Source organism: Kitasatospora sp. NPDC048298, from assembly GCF_043201465.1.
In the GTDB taxonomy this organism is placed as follows: Bacteria; Actinomycetota; Actinomycetes; order Streptomycetales; family Streptomycetaceae; genus Kitasatospora.
Window position 1 is genome coordinate 99,352 of record NZ_JBICYZ010000009.1, and the last position, 16,780, is coordinate 116,131.

The window sequence follows — 16,780 nt, forward strand, 5'->3', positions numbered from 1 at the left end:
GCCGGGCCCGGCCCATCTCACACCGGAGTCGCTGGACTGATCCCGCGGAATACCGCATCATTGACCATCGTTAGCACTCATCAGGCGAGAGTGCCAGGAGGAAGACAAGTGCCCACGTACCAGTACCAGTGCACCGAGTGCGGCAGCGGCCTGGAGGCGGTGCAGAAGTTCACCGACGAGGCGCTGACCACGTGCCCCGACTGCCAGGGACGGCTCCGCAAGGTCTTCTCGGCCGTGGGCGTCGTGTTCAAGGGCTCCGGCTTCTACCGGACCGACAGCCGCTCCTCCTCCAGCAGCTCGGTGGGCGCCGGGTCGTCGTCGACCTCTTCGACGTCGTCCAGCACGTCCACGACCTCGTCTTCGTCGTCGTCGGGCTCCGGTTCCTCGACCTCGTCCAGCCCGGCTCCGGCCGCGAGCTGACCTCGGCGCCGGCATCGGCCCGGACGGCCCGCAGTCCTCGGAAAGGCCCGTCGACCCCGCTTCCGCGCGGGGCGGCGGGCCTTTCCGCATGCCTCCGCACGGGCATCCGGTCAAGCCGGACCGGCCCGCATCACTCTCGTGGGTGGACGAACTCGTCCACAGGGCCGAGTTGTCCACAGGCCTGGGGAAAGGACTTCCGGAGTTCGACGGAAACGCCCATCGTGTGGCTCGTCCGGTCCGCGAGGGGCCGGCCCGCCGACACCCGGAGGTGCGTCGATGACGACCGTGAGCTTCTCCCTTCCGCTGCCCGCCCCCGCCGTGCCGCCCCGGCAGGAGCTGCCGAGCTTCCCACCGATCCGGCGCGGGTGCGGCGGGTGGCACCGCTGGCGCAGCGCGGTGCGACGGCGGGCCGGGGTGCCCGCGCTGGCGCTGCTCGCAACGGCGGCGGCGCTGGCGCTGGGGCCCGCGCGGGCGGGTCTGCCGCCGCCGCACGGGGGCTCGCTGGTCCGGACGGGTTGTCAATCCGAGACTCTGGAAGATCACCCGTAACCGGAATGCGGCTTCGTCGTTCGAGGCGGCATGAAGGGCTTCAAGGAATTCCTGCTGCGTGGAAATGTCGTCGAACTCGCCGTGGCCGTGGTCATCGGCGCGGCTTTCACCGCCATCATCAACGCCTTCGTCAAAGGCGTGATCAATCCGATCGTCGGCGTCTTCGGAGCGAAGGACCTCGCGTCCTACAGTTCCTGCCTCAAGGGGCCCTGCGAGGTGAGCCCGACCGGCGAGGTCACGTCCGGGGTCCTCATCCTGTGGGGATCCGTGCTCAGCGCCGCGCTCCAGTTCCTGATCACCGCGGCGGTCGTCTACTTCGTTCTGATCCTGCCCATGAACAAGCTGGCGGCCCACCGCAAGTCCGCCGCCGAGAAGGCGGCGGAGGCCGAGCTCAAGGAGGTCCAGCTACTGACCGAGATCCGCGACGCGCTGGTCACGCCACTGCGCTGACCGGTGGGCGCGCGTCGCCCACGGCCCCGCTCCCCCGTCCCCGATCCTCAGTCCCGCTCCTCAGCCCCCGTGGTGCGGCGGGCGCTGGCTCAGGTACCAGTCCAGCCCCCGCCCACCACTCTCCCCGGCCCCGGGGCGGTCGCCCCAGCCCGTGTCGGTGTCGTCCCTGGACTGCTGGTCGAACGGGTCCCGGAAGACCAGCCGGGCCTTGGCGGCCGAGGCCTTCCGAGGCTCCCGCGCCTGGTCCTGGCCCTGGTCCTGGCCCGTTTCCTGTCCCTGTCCCTGCTCGCTCACGCCGTCCACTCCGTCCACTCGTCCCTCCCCTCCAGACTAAGAGCCCCGTGGCACGCCTCGGGCCCCGGTGCGGAGCGCTCCGCGCCAGGGCCCGGGTGAGGGGCTCGGCCCGTGGGGCCGGCTGGACCGTCAGGCGGCTTCGAAGCCCGCGTGGTCCGCGATCTTCTTCAGCTCGGCCAGGGCGTGCTTCTCGATCTGGCGGATCCGCTCACGGGTGAGGCCGTGCTGCTTGCCCACCTCGGTCAGGGTGCGCTCGCGGCCGTCCTCCATCCCGTAACGGGAGCGGATGATCGAGGCGGTGCGGTCGTCCAACCGCCCGATCAGGTCGTCCAGTTCCTCGCGGCGGAGCATGACCATCACGGCGTCCTCGGGGGACGTCGCCCCGGTGTCCTCGACGAGGTCGCCGAACTGGGTCTCACCCTCGTCGTCGACGGACATGTTGAGGCTGACCGGGTCGCGCGCCCAGTCCAGCACGTCCTTGATCCGGGCCTCGGTGGTGTCCAGCTCGGCCGCGATCTCGGCCGGCTCCGCCTCGCGGCCCAGTTCCTTGGACTTCTCCCGCTGGACGCGCCGGATCCGCCCCAGCTCCTCCACCAGGTGCACGGGCAGCCGGATGGTGCGGGACTGGTCGGCGATGGACCGGGTGATCGCCTGCCGGATCCACCACGTCGCGTACGTGGAGAACTTGAAGCCCTTGGCGTAGTCGAACTTCTCGACGGCGCGCACCAGGCCCGCGTTGCCCTCCTGGATGAGGTCCAGCAGCGGCAGGCCGCTGCGCGGGTAGCGACGGGCGACGGCGACCACGAGCCGGAGGTTGGAGCGGATGAAGACGTCCTTGGCCCGCTCGGCGTCGGCGGCTATCGCCTCCAACTCCTCACGCGTGACGCCGTCGGGGAGTCCGCCCTCCTCCAGCAGGTGCTGGGCGTACACACCGGCCTCGATCCGCAGCGAGAGCTCGACCTCCTCGGCGGCATCGAGCAGGGGTGTCCTGGCGATCTCGTCGAGGTACATGCCGACCAGGTCGCGGTCGGCCTCGAGGTTGGTCGGGCGGGCCGCGCGACTCCGGTCGGCCCTGTCGCGAACGACGGCACGGGTGGCCATGCTTGCTCCCTTTGCTGGTGTTGCCGAGGTCTGCCTGCCTGCCTCGTGAGGGCAAGATGTGCGGCCCCTTGGGGCTCACACGTAACGATCCAACGAACAGATTCCGGACAACATTCCCAAGTCACTCAGATTCTTCCCGGCGATGCAGTATCCTGCCGGTTTTCACCCCGGCTCCGAACCCTGGGTGACCAGTCGGGCACTTCCCGTACCATCGGACGACCGTCGCGGGATCGGTTTCTTCACCCGACCCACACCCCGTCGCCGCCTACCCGTGTGAACCCGCGAGGAGCCGCCGACGTTCCCCCTGCGCCCCCCTTTCCGCCCGCGCCCGCACTCCCGCGCACGCAGGTCCTCCTCACAAACGATGCCGAATCGCTATCACTCCGGCTCTTGCTCGGCACAGGACACTGGGAAGGTGTCAGCCATGCACCTGACCAACAGCACGACCCTCCTCACCGCGCGTAACCGCAGTCTCCTTCGGGACGCCGCGCTCGCGCTGGGCTGTGCCGCGCTGTTCGGCCTGCTGGCGGTCCTGGTCACCGGCCAGTGGCGCCCACTGGTCCGCTTCGACCAGGAGTGGATCGGCGAACTGCACACCTACGCACGGGAACACCGGATCTGGACCGCCTCGGTGCAGACCCTCTCGGACATCGGCGGGACCGTCACGATGCGTACGCTGCTCGGGATCGCCGCCGGGTGGCTCTGGTTGATCGGCGCCCGGGTGCTGGCCGGCTGGGTGGCCGCCCAGACCCTGGTCGGCTGGGGCGCCCTGTGGGCCCTGAAGCTGGCCTTCGGCCGTAGCCGACCCACCTTCACCGACCCGGTCTCGCACGCCGGCGGCCCGGGCTTCCCCTCCGGACACGCCATGGCCTCGGCGATCACCTGCGCCGTCCTGGTCGGCCTGCTCTGGTACCGGGTCCACCGTCGCGGCCGGACCGCCGCCTGCGTGGTGGCGGCCACGACGGTGCTGACCATCGGCTGGACCAGGGTCGCGCTCGGGGTGCACTGGCCCAGCGACGTGCTGGCCGGCTGGCTGGCCGCCGGGATCGTGCTGGGCGCCGTGACCGCGGTGATCCAGGTCTGGCGCCCCGGCGCACTGGCCCGGGACGTACGCCGGGTCAACTGGCGCACCAGGCCCCGGGTCCAGCGGGTCACGGTGTCCGCCGGGCGGCCTTCGCACACCGCCGCCGCACCGGACGAGGACGGGCCCCACGACCCGCGGGCGTAGGCCACGGGCGTAGGCCACGGGCGTAGGCCACGGGCGGACCGGACGGGCAGGACCGAGCGCTGACCCACCGTCAACCCGCCGCCCGCTGCGGGCCGCCGCGCTAGCGTGACGGCCATGTCCGACACCTCCGCTCCCGCTTCCCCCACCGCGCCCACCGGCTACCCCGAGCAGCCGCTGCGGATCGCCACCGTCCAGGCCCAGGCCGTGGCCGGCGACATACCCGCCAACGTCGCCCAGGCCGCCGACCTGATCCGCGAGGCCGCCCGGGCCGGTGCCCGGCTGGTGCTGTTCGCGGAGAAGTTCCTCTCCGGGTACGAGCCCGAGCTGATCCGCACCGACCCCGGCAAGTACGCGGTCCAACCCGGCGATCCGCGTCTCGCGCCGATCGCCGAGGCCTGCCGCGAGACCGGGACCGCCGCGATCGTCGGAGCCGCCGTACAGGACGGCGCCGACCTGCGCATCTCCGCCCTCGTCCTCGGGCCGGACGGTGGCTTCGTCACCCGCTACGACAAGCAGCACCTGTTCAAGAGCGAACGCGAGCACTACCGCCCGGGGACGGCCGGCTGCACCGTGGAACTGGACGGCTGGCGGCTCGGCCTCGGCATCTGCTACGACTCCGGCTTCCCGGAGCACGCCCGGGCCGCCGCGCTCGACGGCTGCCACGCCTACCTGGTCGGCGCGCTGTTCAGCATGGGCCACGGCCACCACGAGTCCCGCACCTGGTTCCCGGCCCGCGCGCTCGACAACACCGTCTACACGGTGCTCGCCAACCACATCGGCCACACCGGCGGCTGGCACACCTGCGGCGCCAGCGCGGTCTGGGGCCCCGACGGCCGACTGGTCGCCGAGGCGAGCGAGGACCGGCGTGAACTCGTCGTCGCCGACCTCGACCCGGCCGTCCTGCGCACCACCCGCGAGACCGAGACCCTCCTCGCCGACCTCGCCCTCGACACCGGCCGGCCGTCCGCGCCCCGGACCCGGGTCACCCTGGCCTGAGGCTCCCGACTCCCGACTCCTGGCGCCCGACTCCCGGCACACCGGCCGCGACCGCGGTCAGGAGGCCCGCATGGCGGCCACCGCGCTCATGCGGCCGACGCGGCGGGCCGGGAGCACGGCGGCGGCCAGACCGACCAGCACGGTCAGGGCCAGGGCGGCCAGCACCGGCAGGACGGGCGGGGTGCCGACCGTGCCCACGGTCGAGGTGACCGAGCGCGCGGCAGCCCACCCGTAGCCGACGCCCAGCGCGGTCCCGACCAGGGCGCCGGCCAGGGAGAGGAGCAGGGCCTCCAGGGTGAGCATCCGGCGCAGCTGCTCGCGGGACATGCCGATCGCCCTCAGCATGCCGATCTCGCGGGAGCGTTCGCTGATGCTGAGCATCAGGGTGGCCGCGACGCCGAGGCCGGCGATGGCGACGGAGAAGGAGAGCAGGGCCATGCTGACGGTCTTCAGCCGGTCCAGCAGGGAGCGCAGGGTGTCGGCCTGGGCGGCCGTGTCGGCGACGGTCACCTGTGGGTGGTCGGCGAGGGCGCGGTCCAGGGCGCGGCGGGCGGTCGGCCGGTCGTCGCCCGTGGCCGGGCTGATCCAGGCCGTGGTGACGGGCGCGCCGGGGGCGAGGCGGTCCAGGGTCGCGGGCGTCACCAGCAGGGTGGCGCCGCTCTGCAGGGTGAACGGCAGGCTGCTGCGGCCGGGTCGCAGGCGCAGCTCGACGTCGCCGACCCGACGCGTCCCGGTCTCGCCGAGCCCGCTCAGCGCGTCGCCCCCGGTGAGCCCGCGGGCCCGGTCCACGTCGTCCGTCGAGGAGTTGAGCCGGGTGGCGTCGACGGCGGCGACCACGGTGGGCCGGCCGTCGAGGTCGACGGTGGCCGAGCGGACCGGGGTGACGGTCAGCCCGTGCTCGGCGCCGAGCGCGCCGAGTGCCCCGGCGGGCAGGGCGCCGCCGGTGGCCGTCGCCGAGAAGACCCCGGGCTGGCGCGCCGACACCACGGGCACCAGCGACTGCGAGGTGATGTCCAGCGCGGTGACGGCGCCGACCATCACGGTCACGCCGAGCAGCAGTGCCGAGCCGGTGGCCCCGGTGCGGCCCGGGTTGAGCCGCAGCTGCTGGGTGGCGAGCCGCCCGGCCGTACCGCCGAGCCTGCGGGCGGGCCGGCCCAGTACGGCGACGACCGCGGGCAGCACCCGGTGGGAGAGCCGCAGCACCCCGAAGAAGCTGGCGATGGCGCCGACGGTGACGGCGAGCAGCGACAGCGGCGGCGGGGTCATCGCCCCGACCGCCAGCAGCGCCGTGCCCCCGATCAGCAGCCCGGAGGTCCACACCGTGGCCCGCATCCTGGCCGCCCCGCCGGTCGGCGCGGGGGTGCCGCCGAGCGCGGCGATCGGCGGCACGGCCGCGGCGGCCTTCGCCGGGCCGCGGACGGCCAGCAGGGTCAGCAGTATGCCGAACAGCCCGGCCAGCAGGCAGGTCAGCGGGGAGGGCATCAGCGACAGGTGCACCGGCCCGAGGTCGAGCCCGCCGACCACGGCGGTGCCGAGCGCGCCGAGGGCGATCCCCAGCAGCACGCCCACCGCCGAGGCGCCCAGCCCGAGCAGCAGGCCCTGGCGGCGGATCAGTCGGCGCAGCTGCTGCCGGTCGGCGCCCACGCAGCGCAGCAGGGCGAGCTGGCGGGTCCGCTGGGCGAGCACCACCGTGAAGGTGTTGCCGACCACCATCCGCGCCACCGCGAGCGCGATCAGGACGAAGGAGAGCGCGGCTACCAGCACCACGCCGTACATCGTGCTGCTCTGCCGGGTCGCCTCGGTGACCGAGGCCTCGTGGGTGTGCACCTCGACGCCGGTGCCGAGGGCGGTGCGCAGGGCTTCGACGGTCGTGGTCCGGGAGGCGTCGGGGGTGACCCTGACGTCGAGCCGGTCGGTGGTGACGCCGGTCGCGTAGCCGGCGACCGCGTTCGCCGGGACGCCGATGATCGGCACTCCGGCGAGGCTCGGTGCGCCCCGCTCGTCCAGGGTGCCCACCAGCCGGGCGGTGGTGGCGGTGCCGTCGGCCCGGGTCAGGTGGACCTCGGCGCCCACGGCGGCGTCCAGCCGGTGCGCGGTCCCGGTGTCGAGCAGCACCTCGCCGGGGCCGACGGGCCAGCGGCCGTCCTTGAGCAGCTGCCAGCGCAGCGCCGGGTCCTCGGCGACGGCGCTGACCGCGGCGGTGTGGTCGAGCGGCCGCCCATCGGCGGCCAGCACGCCGCCCTTGCCGGTCAGCCGGGGGGCCACCGCCGCCACCCCGGCGGTCTGCCGCACCCGCTCCGCGGTGGCCGCGTCCAGTCCGCCCGTCCTGACGGCCCGGGTCACCTGGATGTCGCCGGGCCCGACCTCGGCGGCCGCGGTCTGGCTGTAGGAGTCCACCAGTGCCCCGCTGCCGGCGACGGAGGCGATCAGGAAGGCCACCCCCAGCGCGATCGCGGCGCCGCTCAGGATCAGTTGGCGCAGTTGGCCGCGCAGCTCGGCCACGGTGTATCGGTACGTCGTCATGGTTCCCCGGCTCGTCCGCCCTGACCGGGAACGGTGCTCCGGCAGGGGTCTCGACGAGCCTAGGAACGCGGCGGCCGCACATCGTCAGCACGAGGTCTGCTTCATGATCACTCCGTGGGCGGACGGCCGCCCACCACCGCCTCCTCCTGGAGGGGTACGCCGCCCCCGAGACGGTCACCCGGAAATGGCAACGAGGGCCCGGGAACGCCGCAGGCCCTCCTGCCCGGTGTGGGCAGGAGGGCCTGCGACCTGCGTGTTCGCTGTGCCCCAGGCAGGATTCGAACCTGCGACACCGGCTTTAGGAGGACCGGGCTACCCGCCACTCCGCCTGCCGCTGACCAGCCATGATGTGGAGCCTAATCGCCAAACGAAGATCATTTGGGGGAAATTTCGGTGATCACTTCTGTGGGAGCTCCAAATTCACCGACCGACCCCACAAGGTCGTCTTCCCCAACCCCAGCATCGCGCGGACGAACACCTCCTGCAAGCCGTCCAGACGGTGACGGCGCATCCGCACCGTCGGGTGCTGATACACCCCCTTGATCCCGGACGGCTTGTGGCCGGCCTGCTCATACGCCAGGGATGTCGCCACCATGATCTGCTCCTGCAGCGTGTCATGCGTGTGCCGAGCCCCGCGCATCGTCAGCCCGGGCGCGAGCGGGTCCCACGCATCCCGCGCGGACACTCCCTGCCGCCGCTCACGGGCCGGCCGTCCATCCGCAGCAGGCCGAAGAGTCTTGCCCCAGTTCCCCCGACGCCACCACGATCCGCTCTCGGTGGACAGCAGGTGCTCGTGGGGCCACACCTTGGCCCGGTGGTACCACAGCTCCGCAAGGAACGGCGGCAGGTCGACGTCTCGGATCCGGTGCTCATTCTTCAGAGGCTCGAGGGCCAGCACTGTGCCGAGCTTCTCGCCACCGGGACCCCGCTGCTCGTACTCGGCCACCTCCTGAACGACCCGCAGTATCGGACACGACCACACCGTGCCGTCGTCGTCGAGCTGGCGCCTCTCCAGGATGTGCGCCCGCTCCAGGCCCTGACCCTCACCCCAGTTGACGCCGGTGAAGGCCGCGGATAGCAGTTGGAAGCCGTCGGCGAACCCGAGCCGCTCCGCCGTTTTGATTACCGCGGCTGGCGGATGCCACTTCGCCTCGTCAACGCGCTTTGGGACGGCGCCAAGTACCATGACCGGCTTGGTCCGTCGGCGGCCCATCAATGGGTTGACCAGGAGGTGCCGCGCATCGACCGCGGCGGTGAGGATCGTTGACATCAGCGACACAACATGCCCTTTGGTGACGTCATCGACCTGAAGATCATTAAGTTGCCAGGAGTCGACGGCGAACCAGTTGATGTCGCGCAACGGAACGTACTGCCACCGCGGGAAGATGTGCCCGGTCAACTGCTTCCACCGCGTGTCGACGGTCTGGCCGCGCTTGGGCCGCGCCTTCATGAACTCCATCGCGAAGATCCCGAAGTGCTTGCTGCTCAGCTTCGGATCGACCCACCGGCCGGCACGGATCGCGGCTTCCTGTTCCTGCCCGTACTCCTTGGCGGTCTTCTCCGTGGCGAACCCGGATGCGCTGCCATAGTTGATTCCGTCAGGCAGCAGAAACTTCGATCGCCAGGTGTACTGCTTCGTCTTCTTGCCGTTCTTGACCTTGAACACTTTCTCGGCGTACGCCAAGGGGCACCCCTTGTTGTCCTGGCAGGCGGGGCCTGCCGTCCGCGAGACCCCGCCGTGCCAAGGTGTGCCACTACACGTCGGCGTCGCAGATTGTCCGCAGGAGAGCCGGGTCCTTGCGGAGTCGGCGGTCGAACTCGAGCGCCTGGGCCTCGGTGATGAGGCGGGCGTTGAGTTGGACTACCGGCGTGCCGGCCTGCCGTCGGACGACCACTAGGCCGTCGTGGGGGACGATGTCCGTCACGCGCTCGATCCGCATCCGCATTGGGGCGGTCCCCCCTACCTGTGTTGGGCTGACCCCCCTCACTCAGGTAGCGGAATCTTTGCACACGTTTGGCATATGCGCAGGGGTTTCGCGGTGTTTCGTGTGATTGTCGACTTACTGCGTGTCGCCCTCGGAGAAAATCTCGTGAGCGGCCCGCTGGAGCCGGCTCCACTTCTTCTCCAACTCGCGCCGCTCTTCGGGCGTGAGGTCCCGCGCCTCGCCCTCCTTCCAGATGATCACCACGTCGCCCTCGTCGGCTGTGTCGAGTGCGATGGCCGTTGCGTCGGCGACCTTCCCACCGAGCAGGGCTGCCCGCACCCGCCCGGTCAGATCGTCGAGGAGCTCATCAACTTCACTGTCTTCGATGTCAGCCTTCGGCGCGGCGTCGCCGTGCTGGCCGCGGACAGTCGGAGCGCCGCCCGCCAGTACGGCCTCAACACTGTCTTCCGTCCAGCCGAACCGTCGAGCTGCTGCCCGGTGTAGCGGCGTGACCTTCGAGTATTGGTGGCCACTCTCTAGCTTCTGGACTGCTGACCGTCCAACGCCCAGCTCCTTCGCGAGCTGGGGCTGTGTCAGCTCAAGGTCGTCGCGGGCGGCGGCGATCGCGCTTGAAAGGCGAGCCCAGTCTCTGTCCATGCGCACATCATGCCGCATCCACGTGCAACCGCAGAGCCCGGATCCGGCCGTTTGACCTGCATTTAAGGCTGGGCTGGGTTGCATGGCGGGCCGAGCGCCCCCAGGGGAGCACTCCTTGCATGCATGAGACTGCGTCGAAAGTGTGCCGAGACTGCTTGCAAAGCAAGCGCAAGCGTGGTTGTCTTCTCTCGTGACGCCGAACGGAACCGCAATCCGAACGATCCGGGCTGCTTGCAATGTAAGCCTCCGGGAGCTTGCTTTGCGGACTGGGCGTGACCGCAGCTTTCTGTCCCGAGTGGAACGCGGGCTAGCTGGGGCGAGTGAAGAGACGATCCGAGCGATCGCCGCCGCCTTGGCCGTGCCTGTGGCTGCTCTCAACCGAGAGGAACAACCGTGACCACGCAGAAGGTCGCGAACTCCGAGTTCACCGCCGAGGAGCGACTCCGGCTCTACACGGTCGAGCAGGTCATCGAGATGGGGCTCCTGCCTTACACCGTCCGGACGCTCAAGATCGCCGCAAATCAGAAGCGCATCCCGCATGTCGCGGCGAACCGCAAGATCCGGTTCCGGCTGGCCGACATCAAGGCCATCCAGGATGCCTCGGCCGTCGACCCGGCCACTCGCGGCCGGCGCCGCGCCGCCTGATCTTCCTCCGACATGGGTCGGGCCCTCGCCGGGATGCCGCCCGTACGAGAGCCCTTACGGCCCACCCGTGCATCAACCAACACGAAAGTTGAGGTGGACCTGTGTCCATCATCATCCCCTACACGCCCCCGGAGACCGCAACCCCGGTCCGGGACAACAACGACATGGCCGCCGTGGCGGGCCTCGTCGCCGGTGTGCTCCTCACCGCCGCTCCGATCGCCCCGTCCGTGGTGCGGGAGGCCCACCTGGTGGTGGACCCGGACGCCCCGGCGTGGACGGACGCGAAGACCAGCGTCCTGCTGGTCGAGATCGCCGAGTGTGACCGCCTGCTCTGCAAGGTGGGGTGGGACGCCGTGGTGGACTGCGGCGACGAGCTGGAGCTCGCCCGGACGGTCCGTGCGCGGCTGGAGGACCGGCTGCTCGCGGTGTACGGCGTCGCGCCCTCGCCCGCGGGTCCGGATGCCGCGCTCAACGCTCTGCTCAACGACGTGATCGCGCGGCTGGCGCTGCCGGGCCGTCTGGTCTTCGACGTCGACGACGGCTTCGGCGACTGGTTCGACGACTGGTGCTGGCCGCAGCCGGAGTTGCCGGCGTGGTCGCCCGCCACGGAGGCCCTGGTCGCCGAGTACACGGCGCGGTCGGGCGGTGCCCGATGAGCGACAAGGGTTTGAGCGAGAAGTACCTCGAGGAACTCCGATCGGCCTGCACGACGGGGGAGTTCACCGACACTGCGGTCATCGTCGAGTTGCTCGACGAGGTCGATGCGCTGGACGACGCGTTGCACGCCTCGGAGGACGAGGTAGAGCGGCTGCGGGCCACGGTCAGGCGCCTGCGGGCGCGGGTTGAGCCGCGGGCGGTGTCCGGTTCGGTCCGCAAGCTGCCGTCTGGCAGGTGGCAGGCGCGGTGGCGTGACACGGACGGCATGCAGTACGCGCGGTCGTTCGACCTCAAGGCCGATGCCAGGTGCTTCCTCGCGGAGGCGGAGGCGGCGGCGCGCCGGTCGGGCGGTGTCCTGTGAGTGCGCGGGTGATGTCGCTGCAGGAGGCGTCTGATGCCGGCCTGCTGAAGGGCTCGCTGGTCGTGGCGGCTCAGCAGGTGGTGGACCGGGCGAAGGCGCTGCAGGCCCGTCCGGGGGCGTTCATGGACTCGGTGGAGGCTGCGCGGCTGTTCGGGTCGATGCAGGCGACGATCGAGGGCCTGATGCACGAGCTGTACGTGGCCAAGCTGCAGGTGCAGGGTCTGGAGCGGTTGCTGGCACCGGGGGTGGCGGCGTGATGGCCGACGAGCTGCCGGTGCGCCGGGAGATGGCCGCCGAGGTCCCGCTGATGGAGCGGTACATGGACGCCTACGGGGACGACCCGTGGGAGTGGCCGGCGGCTGTGGTGCACCAGCACGCGGCCGAGGTGGCCCGTCTGCGGGAGCGGTGGCTGCGGGGTGAGGTGCAGTGATCCTCCCCGCCCTGATCGCCCTGTCCGTGGCCGTGTTCGCCGCGTTGCTGTGGCTGGACTGGCGGGCTCGCCGTCGGGTCCGTCCGGTGCGGGCCGCGGAGGTGACACCGGAGCAGATCCGCTACGTCGCCCGCCGCAGCGAGAAGGGCGACCGATGATCCGTCGCCTCCGCAACCTCGCCGCCCTGCGCGTCCGCTACTGCACCTGGCCGTACCCGGCCCTCGAGCTCACCCGGCCCGACGGCCGCGGCTGGCTGATCTGCCGGCTTCCGAACCCCAAGAACTGATCAACCCCGGCCGGGGCCGCGACGCCCCGGCCACTCTCCAACGGAGAAGACGTTGAGCACTGAGATCGTGCGGGCGACGCCCGTCACCTCGAACGCCCTGTCGCTGGGCGCGATGTCCGCCCGCGATGCGTGGCTGTTCTGCGAGAGCCTCGCGAAGGCGAACATCCTGCCGCCGGAGTACCGCGGCAACCCGGGATCCGTGCTGTGGGCCCTGGAGTACGGCCGAGCCCTCGGCCTGGACGTGGTCACCACCATCACCACCATCCACGTGATCAAGGGCAAGCCGACCCAGTCCGCTGACCTGATGCTGTCCCGGGCCCGGGCCGCTGGCCACAAGGTCCGTGTGCGGCCGGAGAACGAGCGGTGCGTCGTCAGCATCTGGCGCTCGGACGACCCGGACTTCGAGAACCGGACCGAGTGGACGCTGGACGACGCCAGGAAGGCCCAGCTCTACCCGGGCAAGCCGGACTCGAACTGGGCGAAGTACACCCGTTCCATGCTGCGGGCCCGGGCTATCTCGGAGTGCGTGCGCTCGGCATGCCCGGAGGTGTTGCACGGGGCGATCTACACGCCGGAGGAGCTGGGTGCGTATGTCGACCAGGAAGGCAATCCGGTCGACGCCCCGGTGCAACCGCTGCGGGCGGTCCCGGCGGAGCCGGTGCGGGACTGGCTGTCGGAGGCCGAAGCCGCTGAGGACACCGCCGCCCTGCGCGCCCTGTGGGTCGAGGCCAGGAACTCCGGCGTGGTGAAGGACGTGCTGAACCAGATTGCCCAGATCGGCCGAGAGAAGGCCCCAACTCCGGTTGCCGCCGCGGAGCCGGTGGACGCCGAGGTGATCGAGGACGACGAGCGGACGGCGGCGGTGGACGCCCTGCGCGGTGCCGCGCTGGCCGCGGGGGTCGCGTCGAGCATCGAGCAGGACTTCGCGCAGTCGTACGGCGTTCCGATCGCCGACGCCTCCGTCGAGCAGCTCACCCAGATGACCGAGCTGCTGGCGGGTGCGGCATGAGCCTCAAGGAGACCGCAGGCCGGGCCGCCGTACTGCAGGCCCTGTACGACGCCATCGGCGATGAGCTGAAGGCTGCAAAGGCTGAGCAGGCCGCTGGGATGAAGGCGGCCAAGCAGGAGACCGGGACGCGGCAGATCAGCGCTGAACTGCCTGGCGGACAGGCCGTTGCGCGGGTGACGTTGGTCAGCCCGGGGCCGGCCGCCACGGTGGTCGACGAGGGCGCGTTCACCGCCTGGGTGCGCGACCACCGAGGCGACCAGATCAAGCGCGAGGTCGTCACCCGGGTCCGGGAGGCGTTCGTGAAGTCGCTCCTTGCGGAGCTGACGGCTGCCGGGGTGCCGCAGTGGTGTGACCAGGAGACCGGCGAGGTACACACGGTGCCGGGTGTGGTGATGCAGCCGCGGGCGGCGTACGTGCGGACGACGTGGGAGAAGTCGGGCCGGGACGAGGTTGCCCGCGCCTGGCAGGCGGGGGAGCTGGCGTCGCTGGTGCTGCCGCAGCTGGCTGCGGGGGGTGCCGAGTGAGCAGGCCCTGGCACTACTGGCCGTTGGTCGGCTTCGACCTCGAGAGTACGGGCGTCAACCCGTTGGAGGATCGGATCGTGACCGCCGCGGTTCTGCGGGTGGGCCCGCAGCGGTGGAGGTCCCGCGAGGACAACGCCTCGCGGTGGCTGGCTGTGGACCGGTTCGGCTGGATCGCGGACCCGGGGGTGGAGATCCCCGAGGGTGCCGCCGCGGTGCACGGCATCACGACGGAGCGGGCCCGCACGCTGGGCCGGCCTGCGGCCCGGGTGGTGCGGGAGCTCGGCATCGCGCTGGCCGAGCACGTCGCCGAGGGCACTCCGATCGTGGCCATGAACGCCCCGTACGACTTCACGATGCTGGACCGGGAGTTGGAGCGGCACGGGTACAGGCCGCTCACGGTGCAGGCCGGCCGGGAGCCGATCGTGGTGGACCCGCTGGTCCTGGACCGGCAGGTCAACCGGTACCGGCGGGGAAGCCGCAACCTGACCGCCCTCTCCGAGCACTACGGGGTCCGGCTGGACGGTGCGCACGAGGCAGCAGCCGACGCGCTCGCCGCGGTCCGGGTGGCGTACGAGATCGCCGAGCGGCACCCCGCGATCGGTGGGGCGTCACTGGCGGACCTCCACGCGGCCCAGGTCGTTTGGGCGGGCGAGCAGGCGGACGGCCTGCGGCAGTACCTGGTTCGGCAGGGCCGCGACGCGTCCGGTGTCCACGGGCACTGGCCGCTGGTCCCCAGGCAGGGGGTGGCGTCGTGATTCAGGACCTCGGTCAGGCTGTGCCCTGCGCATCGGAGCCGGAGCTGTTCTTCCCGCCGGACGGGGAACGCAACGGCTCGCCCGAGCAGATGAGCCGCGTGTGGGACGCCCAACAACTGTGCGCGCAGTGCCCGATCACCGAGTGGTGCCGTGAACAGCCGCGGCCGGCCGAGTTCGGTGTGTGGGGTGGCCTCGACGAGCGTGCCCGGTCCAAGGCTGCGGGGGTTCGGTTCCGCCACGACCGCCCGATCAAGATCCGGACCCCAACTCCGTGCGGGACGACGGCCGGGGCCGCCAAGCACCGCCGGCTGAAGCAGAAGGTGTGCGAGGCCTGTCTCGAGGCCAACCGCATCGACACGGCAAACCGGCGGGCCAAGCGCGCTGGTACCCGGGAGATCCCCGCCTGTGGTACCCGCGGTGGCTACCAGCGGCACCGGAAACTCGGCGAGACCGCGTGCGACCCGTGCCGCAAGGCCAACGCCGACGCCGACCGCCGCTTGCGCAACACCGGCACCACGAGGGCCGCGGCGTGACTGTGGTTGGCCATCGGGCCCGGGACGCCGCCGACGAGCAGCTGCTGCTGGCCGCGCTCGGCCTCGACCAGCCGCCGTCGTGACGTGCCAGCAGTGGCTGCCCGCGGTGCGCGAGTACTGCGGGCAGCCCGCCCGGCCGTACATCCAGGGGCCGCGCTGCCCCACCCACACCCCGGCCGCACAGGCCGGACGCCCCGAACCACCAGACCCGAAGGACTTGCGATGAGCGAAAAGCCCGTCGAGGACACCTGCCAGCTCTGCAGCCAGACCCGAGTCCTGTTCACGTACGAGGACCAGGAGGTCTTCGACTGGGGCTTCGGCGACACCACCACCTACCAGTTCTGCGCCCGGTGCTGGGAGAAGGCCGACGCGGCGGAGGACGAGAACAACCCCCTCGACCTGTCGTACCTGACCGCCATGGCGAAGAGGTACGCGGCTGCGATGGCCGCCCGCCGGGCCGCCCCCGCGGCCGCCTGACCCGCTGACCGCCTGGGGCGGGGCGGCTCTGTCCCCCGCCCCAGGCCACCAACCCCGACCGTACTACCGGAAGAAGGATCCACGTGGGCTACGAGCTGCGACGCCAGTTGCGGGAGGCCTTGGGCCCGCAGGTGACTGGGCTTCAGCGCGCCGTGGCCTTGGAGATCGCGGACGACGCGAACGAGGAGACCCGCAAGTCCTGGGCCGCGCTGGAGGATCTCGCCCGGTGGACTGGGGCGAAGGACACCAGCGTGGTGCGGAACGCCCTGAAGCGGCTCGCTGTGGCCGGCTGGGAGTTCCGGATCCCGATTGGCCAGGGCAAGGACGGCCGGGCGCTGTACGCGGTGCCCGGGGTGCGGATGACGTTCCTCGTTCCCCCCTTCGAAGGGGGAGCGGTGGCTCTCCCTTCCATTGGCAAGGGGGAGCAGGGGCTCTCCCTAGGGGGAGCCGTGGCTACCCCTTCGGGCCCGCAAGGGGGAGCAGGGGCTCACTCAGAAGGAGCCACGGCTCACTCAGAAGGAGCCGGGGCTCCCCCCTTCTCCTCATACCCCTCAGACCCCTCAACAGATAAAGACTCTTCCCGCGGCGAAGGCCGAGCCCCAGCTACCCCTTCTCCGGCCAAGCCCAAGCGCGACTACCACCTCGAAGCCTTCGGCGCCTTCTGGCTCGTCTATCCGAAGAAGAAGGCCCGCGAGGGAGCCCAGCGCGCCTGGTGCCAGGCGATCGAGCGCGGCGCCGACCCCGAGCGCATCGTCGCCGCCGCCACCGCCTACGCCCGCGAACGCGCCAGCGAGGACCCGAAGTACACCAAGTACCCGGCGACCTGGCTCAACAACGGCTGCTACGACGACGAACCCGATCCCGCCTCCGGGCAGCGACCGCCGCTCCGTGCCGTCTCCGGCAGCGACTGGCAGCCCTACAGCAACCCCGACCCCTCCGTGTACAAGAACGGCTGGTAGC

Annotated in this window: 25 protein-coding genes; 19 read left to right on the forward strand and 6 right to left on the reverse strand. The window is 71.3% G+C overall.

The window, feature by feature from the left end; genetic code table 11:
• Window positions 1-108 precede the first annotated feature (108 nt).
• From ACGF0D_RS10390 to mscL, 3 genes are all read left to right on the forward strand, one after another.
• A complete protein-coding gene (locus ACGF0D_RS10390) occupies window positions 109-420 on the forward strand; it encodes an FmdB family zinc ribbon protein (RefSeq protein ID WP_392874083.1) in 312 nt (103 codons plus the stop codon).
• 276 nt (window positions 421-696) lie between these two features.
• Complete coding sequence (locus tag ACGF0D_RS10395; RefSeq protein WP_392914629.1) at window positions 697-969, forward strand: hypothetical protein; 273 nt, start codon at window positions 697-699, stop codon at window positions 967-969.
• 30 nt (window positions 970-999) lie between these two features.
• Window positions 1,000-1,419: a large conductance mechanosensitive channel protein MscL gene (gene mscL, locus ACGF0D_RS10400; protein WP_392914630.1), complete on the forward strand. Its 420-nt coding sequence runs from the start codon at window positions 1,000-1,002 to the stop codon at window positions 1,417-1,419.
• Between the two features lie 60 nt (window positions 1,420-1,479).
• Here the strand turns inward: mscL and ACGF0D_RS10405 are convergent, their stop codons facing one another.
• Both ACGF0D_RS10405 and ACGF0D_RS10410 read right to left on the reverse strand, forming a co-directional pair.
• Entirely contained in the window at window positions 1,480-1,713 is a 234-nt protein-coding gene (locus ACGF0D_RS10405) for a hypothetical protein (RefSeq protein WP_392914631.1), read from the reverse strand.
• 129 nt (window positions 1,714-1,842) lie between these two features.
• The gene (locus ACGF0D_RS10410; protein ID WP_392874095.1) at window positions 1,843-2,814 is read right to left on the reverse strand and encodes a sigma-70 family RNA polymerase sigma factor; all 972 of its coding nucleotides are present in this window, start codon (window positions 2,812-2,814) and stop codon (window positions 1,843-1,845) included.
• 424 nt (window positions 2,815-3,238) lie between these two features.
• On the opposite strand from ACGF0D_RS10410, the gene ACGF0D_RS10415 reads away from it, so the two are divergent.
• Together ACGF0D_RS10415 and ACGF0D_RS10420 are read left to right on the forward strand one after the other, a co-directional pair.
• A complete protein-coding gene (locus ACGF0D_RS10415) occupies window positions 3,239-4,042 on the forward strand; it encodes a phosphatase PAP2 family protein (RefSeq protein ID WP_392914632.1) in 804 nt (267 codons plus the stop codon).
• A 114-nt stretch (window positions 4,043-4,156) separates the two neighbouring features.
• Window positions 4,157-5,038 carry a carbon-nitrogen hydrolase family protein gene (locus ACGF0D_RS10420; RefSeq protein WP_392914633.1) on the forward strand — a complete coding sequence of 294 codons (882 nt, stop codon included), beginning with the start codon at window positions 4,157-4,159 and terminating at the stop codon, window positions 5,036-5,038.
• 57 nt (window positions 5,039-5,095) lie between these two features.
• Here ACGF0D_RS10420 and ACGF0D_RS10425 read toward each other — a convergent pair whose 3' ends face one another.
• The 4 genes from ACGF0D_RS10425 to ACGF0D_RS10440 form a co-directional block, all read right to left on the reverse strand.
• Window positions 5,096-7,561, reverse strand: coding sequence for an ABC transporter permease (locus ACGF0D_RS10425; RefSeq protein ID WP_392914634.1), 2,466 nt, complete (start codon window positions 7,559-7,561; stop codon window positions 5,096-5,098).
• A 397-nt stretch (window positions 7,562-7,958) separates the two neighbouring features.
• Entirely contained in the window at window positions 7,959-9,245 is a 1,287-nt protein-coding gene (locus tag ACGF0D_RS10430) for a hypothetical protein (protein ID WP_392914635.1), read from the reverse strand.
• 70 nt (window positions 9,246-9,315) lie between these two features.
• Window positions 9,316-9,486 (reverse strand): hypothetical protein, encoded by a 171-nt coding sequence (locus ACGF0D_RS10435; RefSeq protein ID WP_392914636.1) that lies wholly within the window; start codon window positions 9,484-9,486, stop codon window positions 9,316-9,318.
• Between the two features lie 135 nt (window positions 9,487-9,621).
• Window positions 9,622-10,143, reverse strand: a complete 522-nt coding sequence (locus ACGF0D_RS10440) for a helix-turn-helix transcriptional regulator (RefSeq protein WP_392914637.1) — start codon at window positions 10,141-10,143, stop codon at window positions 9,622-9,624.
• A 190-nt stretch (window positions 10,144-10,333) separates the two neighbouring features.
• On the opposite strand from ACGF0D_RS10440, the gene ACGF0D_RS10445 reads away from it, so the two are divergent.
• The 14 genes from ACGF0D_RS10445 to ACGF0D_RS10510 all read left to right on the forward strand — a co-directional run bounded on the left by ACGF0D_RS10445 (window position 10,334) and on the right by ACGF0D_RS10510 (window position 16,779).
• Window positions 10,334-10,540, forward strand: a complete 207-nt coding sequence (locus tag ACGF0D_RS10445; RefSeq protein ID WP_392914638.1) for a helix-turn-helix domain-containing protein — start codon at window positions 10,334-10,336, stop codon at window positions 10,538-10,540.
• A complete protein-coding gene (locus ACGF0D_RS10450) occupies window positions 10,537-10,788 on the forward strand; it encodes a hypothetical protein (RefSeq protein ID WP_392914639.1) in 252 nt (83 codons plus the stop codon). The genes ACGF0D_RS10445 and ACGF0D_RS10450 overlap by 4 nt, the downstream gene beginning before the upstream one ends.
• Before the next feature lie 101 nt (window positions 10,789-10,889).
• Window positions 10,890-11,444 carry a hypothetical protein gene (locus ACGF0D_RS10455; protein ID WP_392914640.1) on the forward strand — a complete coding sequence of 185 codons (555 nt, stop codon included), beginning with the start codon at window positions 10,890-10,892 and terminating at the stop codon, window positions 11,442-11,444.
• Window positions 11,441-11,806, forward strand: a complete 366-nt coding sequence (locus tag ACGF0D_RS10460) for a hypothetical protein (RefSeq protein ID WP_392914641.1) — start codon at window positions 11,441-11,443, stop codon at window positions 11,804-11,806. Before ACGF0D_RS10455 ends, ACGF0D_RS10460 begins: the two co-directional genes overlap by 4 nt.
• An 11-nt stretch (window positions 11,807-11,817) precedes the next feature.
• The gene (locus ACGF0D_RS10465) at window positions 11,818-12,063 is read left to right on the forward strand and encodes a hypothetical protein (protein ID WP_392914642.1); all 246 of its coding nucleotides are present in this window, start codon (window positions 11,818-11,820) and stop codon (window positions 12,061-12,063) included.
• Window positions 12,063-12,236 (forward strand): hypothetical protein, encoded by a 174-nt coding sequence (locus ACGF0D_RS10470; RefSeq protein ID WP_392914643.1) that lies wholly within the window; start codon window positions 12,063-12,065, stop codon window positions 12,234-12,236. Before ACGF0D_RS10465 ends, ACGF0D_RS10470 begins: the two co-directional genes overlap by 1 nt.
• Window positions 12,233-12,394 carry a hypothetical protein gene (locus ACGF0D_RS10475; RefSeq protein WP_392914644.1) on the forward strand — a complete coding sequence of 54 codons (162 nt, stop codon included), beginning with the start codon at window positions 12,233-12,235 and terminating at the stop codon, window positions 12,392-12,394. The genes ACGF0D_RS10470 and ACGF0D_RS10475 overlap by 4 nt, the downstream gene beginning before the upstream one ends.
• On the forward strand, window positions 12,391-12,522 hold the full coding sequence (locus tag ACGF0D_RS10480; protein ID WP_392914645.1) for a hypothetical protein: 132 nt from the start codon (window positions 12,391-12,393) through the stop codon (window positions 12,520-12,522). The genes ACGF0D_RS10475 and ACGF0D_RS10480 overlap by 4 nt, the downstream gene beginning before the upstream one ends.
• A gap of 52 nt (window positions 12,523-12,574) precedes the next feature.
• Window positions 12,575-13,531, forward strand: coding sequence for a recombinase RecT (locus ACGF0D_RS10485; protein ID WP_392914646.1), 957 nt, complete (start codon window positions 12,575-12,577; stop codon window positions 13,529-13,531).
• Window positions 13,528-14,055 carry a hypothetical protein gene (locus ACGF0D_RS10490; protein ID WP_392914647.1) on the forward strand — a complete coding sequence of 176 codons (528 nt, stop codon included), beginning with the start codon at window positions 13,528-13,530 and terminating at the stop codon, window positions 14,053-14,055. The genes ACGF0D_RS10485 and ACGF0D_RS10490 overlap by 4 nt, the downstream gene beginning before the upstream one ends.
• Entirely contained in the window at window positions 14,052-14,810 is a 759-nt protein-coding gene (locus tag ACGF0D_RS10495; protein ID WP_392914648.1) for an exonuclease domain-containing protein, read from the forward strand. Before ACGF0D_RS10490 ends, ACGF0D_RS10495 begins: the two co-directional genes overlap by 4 nt.
• Window positions 14,807-15,343, forward strand: a complete 537-nt coding sequence (locus tag ACGF0D_RS10500; RefSeq protein ID WP_392914649.1) for a WhiB family transcriptional regulator — start codon at window positions 14,807-14,809, stop codon at window positions 15,341-15,343. Before ACGF0D_RS10495 ends, ACGF0D_RS10500 begins: the two co-directional genes overlap by 4 nt.
• Window positions 15,344-15,565: 222 nt before the next feature.
• The gene (locus ACGF0D_RS10505) at window positions 15,566-15,820 is read left to right on the forward strand and encodes a hypothetical protein (protein WP_392914650.1); all 255 of its coding nucleotides are present in this window, start codon (window positions 15,566-15,568) and stop codon (window positions 15,818-15,820) included.
• Between the two features lie 83 nt (window positions 15,821-15,903).
• Window positions 15,904-16,779, forward strand: a complete 876-nt coding sequence (locus ACGF0D_RS10510; RefSeq protein ID WP_392914651.1) for a hypothetical protein — start codon at window positions 15,904-15,906, stop codon at window positions 16,777-16,779.
• Window position 16,780: the final 1 nt, after the last annotated feature.

What these genes read in the sequence shown, in the direction of transcription:
- ACGF0D_RS10395 (WP_392914629.1), top strand. Translation starts at nt 697, where the DNA reads ATGACGACCGTGAGCTTCTCCCTTCCGCTGCCCGCCCCCGCCGTGCCG.
- mscL (WP_392914630.1), top strand. Translation starts at nt 1,000, where the DNA reads ATGAAGGGCTTCAAGGAATTCCTGCTGCGTGGAAATGTCGTCGAACTC.
- ACGF0D_RS10410 (WP_392874095.1), bottom strand. Translation starts at nt 2,814, where the DNA reads ATGGCCACCCGTGCCGTCGTTCGCGACAGGGCCGACCGGAGTCGCGCG.
- ACGF0D_RS10415 (WP_392914632.1), top strand. Translation starts at nt 3,239, where the DNA reads ATGCACCTGACCAACAGCACGACCCTCCTCACCGCGCGTAACCGCAGT.
- ACGF0D_RS10420 (WP_392914633.1), top strand. Translation starts at nt 4,157, where the DNA reads ATGTCCGACACCTCCGCTCCCGCTTCCCCCACCGCGCCCACCGGCTAC.
- ACGF0D_RS10425 (WP_392914634.1), bottom strand. Translation starts at nt 7,561, where the DNA reads ATGACGACGTACCGATACACCGTGGCCGAGCTGCGCGGCCAACTGCGC.
- ACGF0D_RS10440 (WP_392914637.1), bottom strand. Translation starts at nt 10,143, where the DNA reads ATGGACAGAGACTGGGCTCGCCTTTCAAGCGCGATCGCCGCCGCCCGC.
- ACGF0D_RS10460 (WP_392914641.1), top strand. Translation starts at nt 11,441, where the DNA reads ATGAGCGACAAGGGTTTGAGCGAGAAGTACCTCGAGGAACTCCGATCG.
- ACGF0D_RS10465 (WP_392914642.1), top strand. Translation starts at nt 11,818, where the DNA reads ATGTCGCTGCAGGAGGCGTCTGATGCCGGCCTGCTGAAGGGCTCGCTG.
- ACGF0D_RS10470 (WP_392914643.1), top strand. Translation starts at nt 12,063, where the DNA reads ATGGCCGACGAGCTGCCGGTGCGCCGGGAGATGGCCGCCGAGGTCCCG.
- ACGF0D_RS10480 (WP_392914645.1), top strand. Translation starts at nt 12,391, where the DNA reads ATGATCCGTCGCCTCCGCAACCTCGCCGCCCTGCGCGTCCGCTACTGC.
- ACGF0D_RS10490 (WP_392914647.1), top strand. Translation starts at nt 13,528, where the DNA reads ATGAGCCTCAAGGAGACCGCAGGCCGGGCCGCCGTACTGCAGGCCCTG.
- ACGF0D_RS10505 (WP_392914650.1), top strand. Translation starts at nt 15,566, where the DNA reads ATGAGCGAAAAGCCCGTCGAGGACACCTGCCAGCTCTGCAGCCAGACC.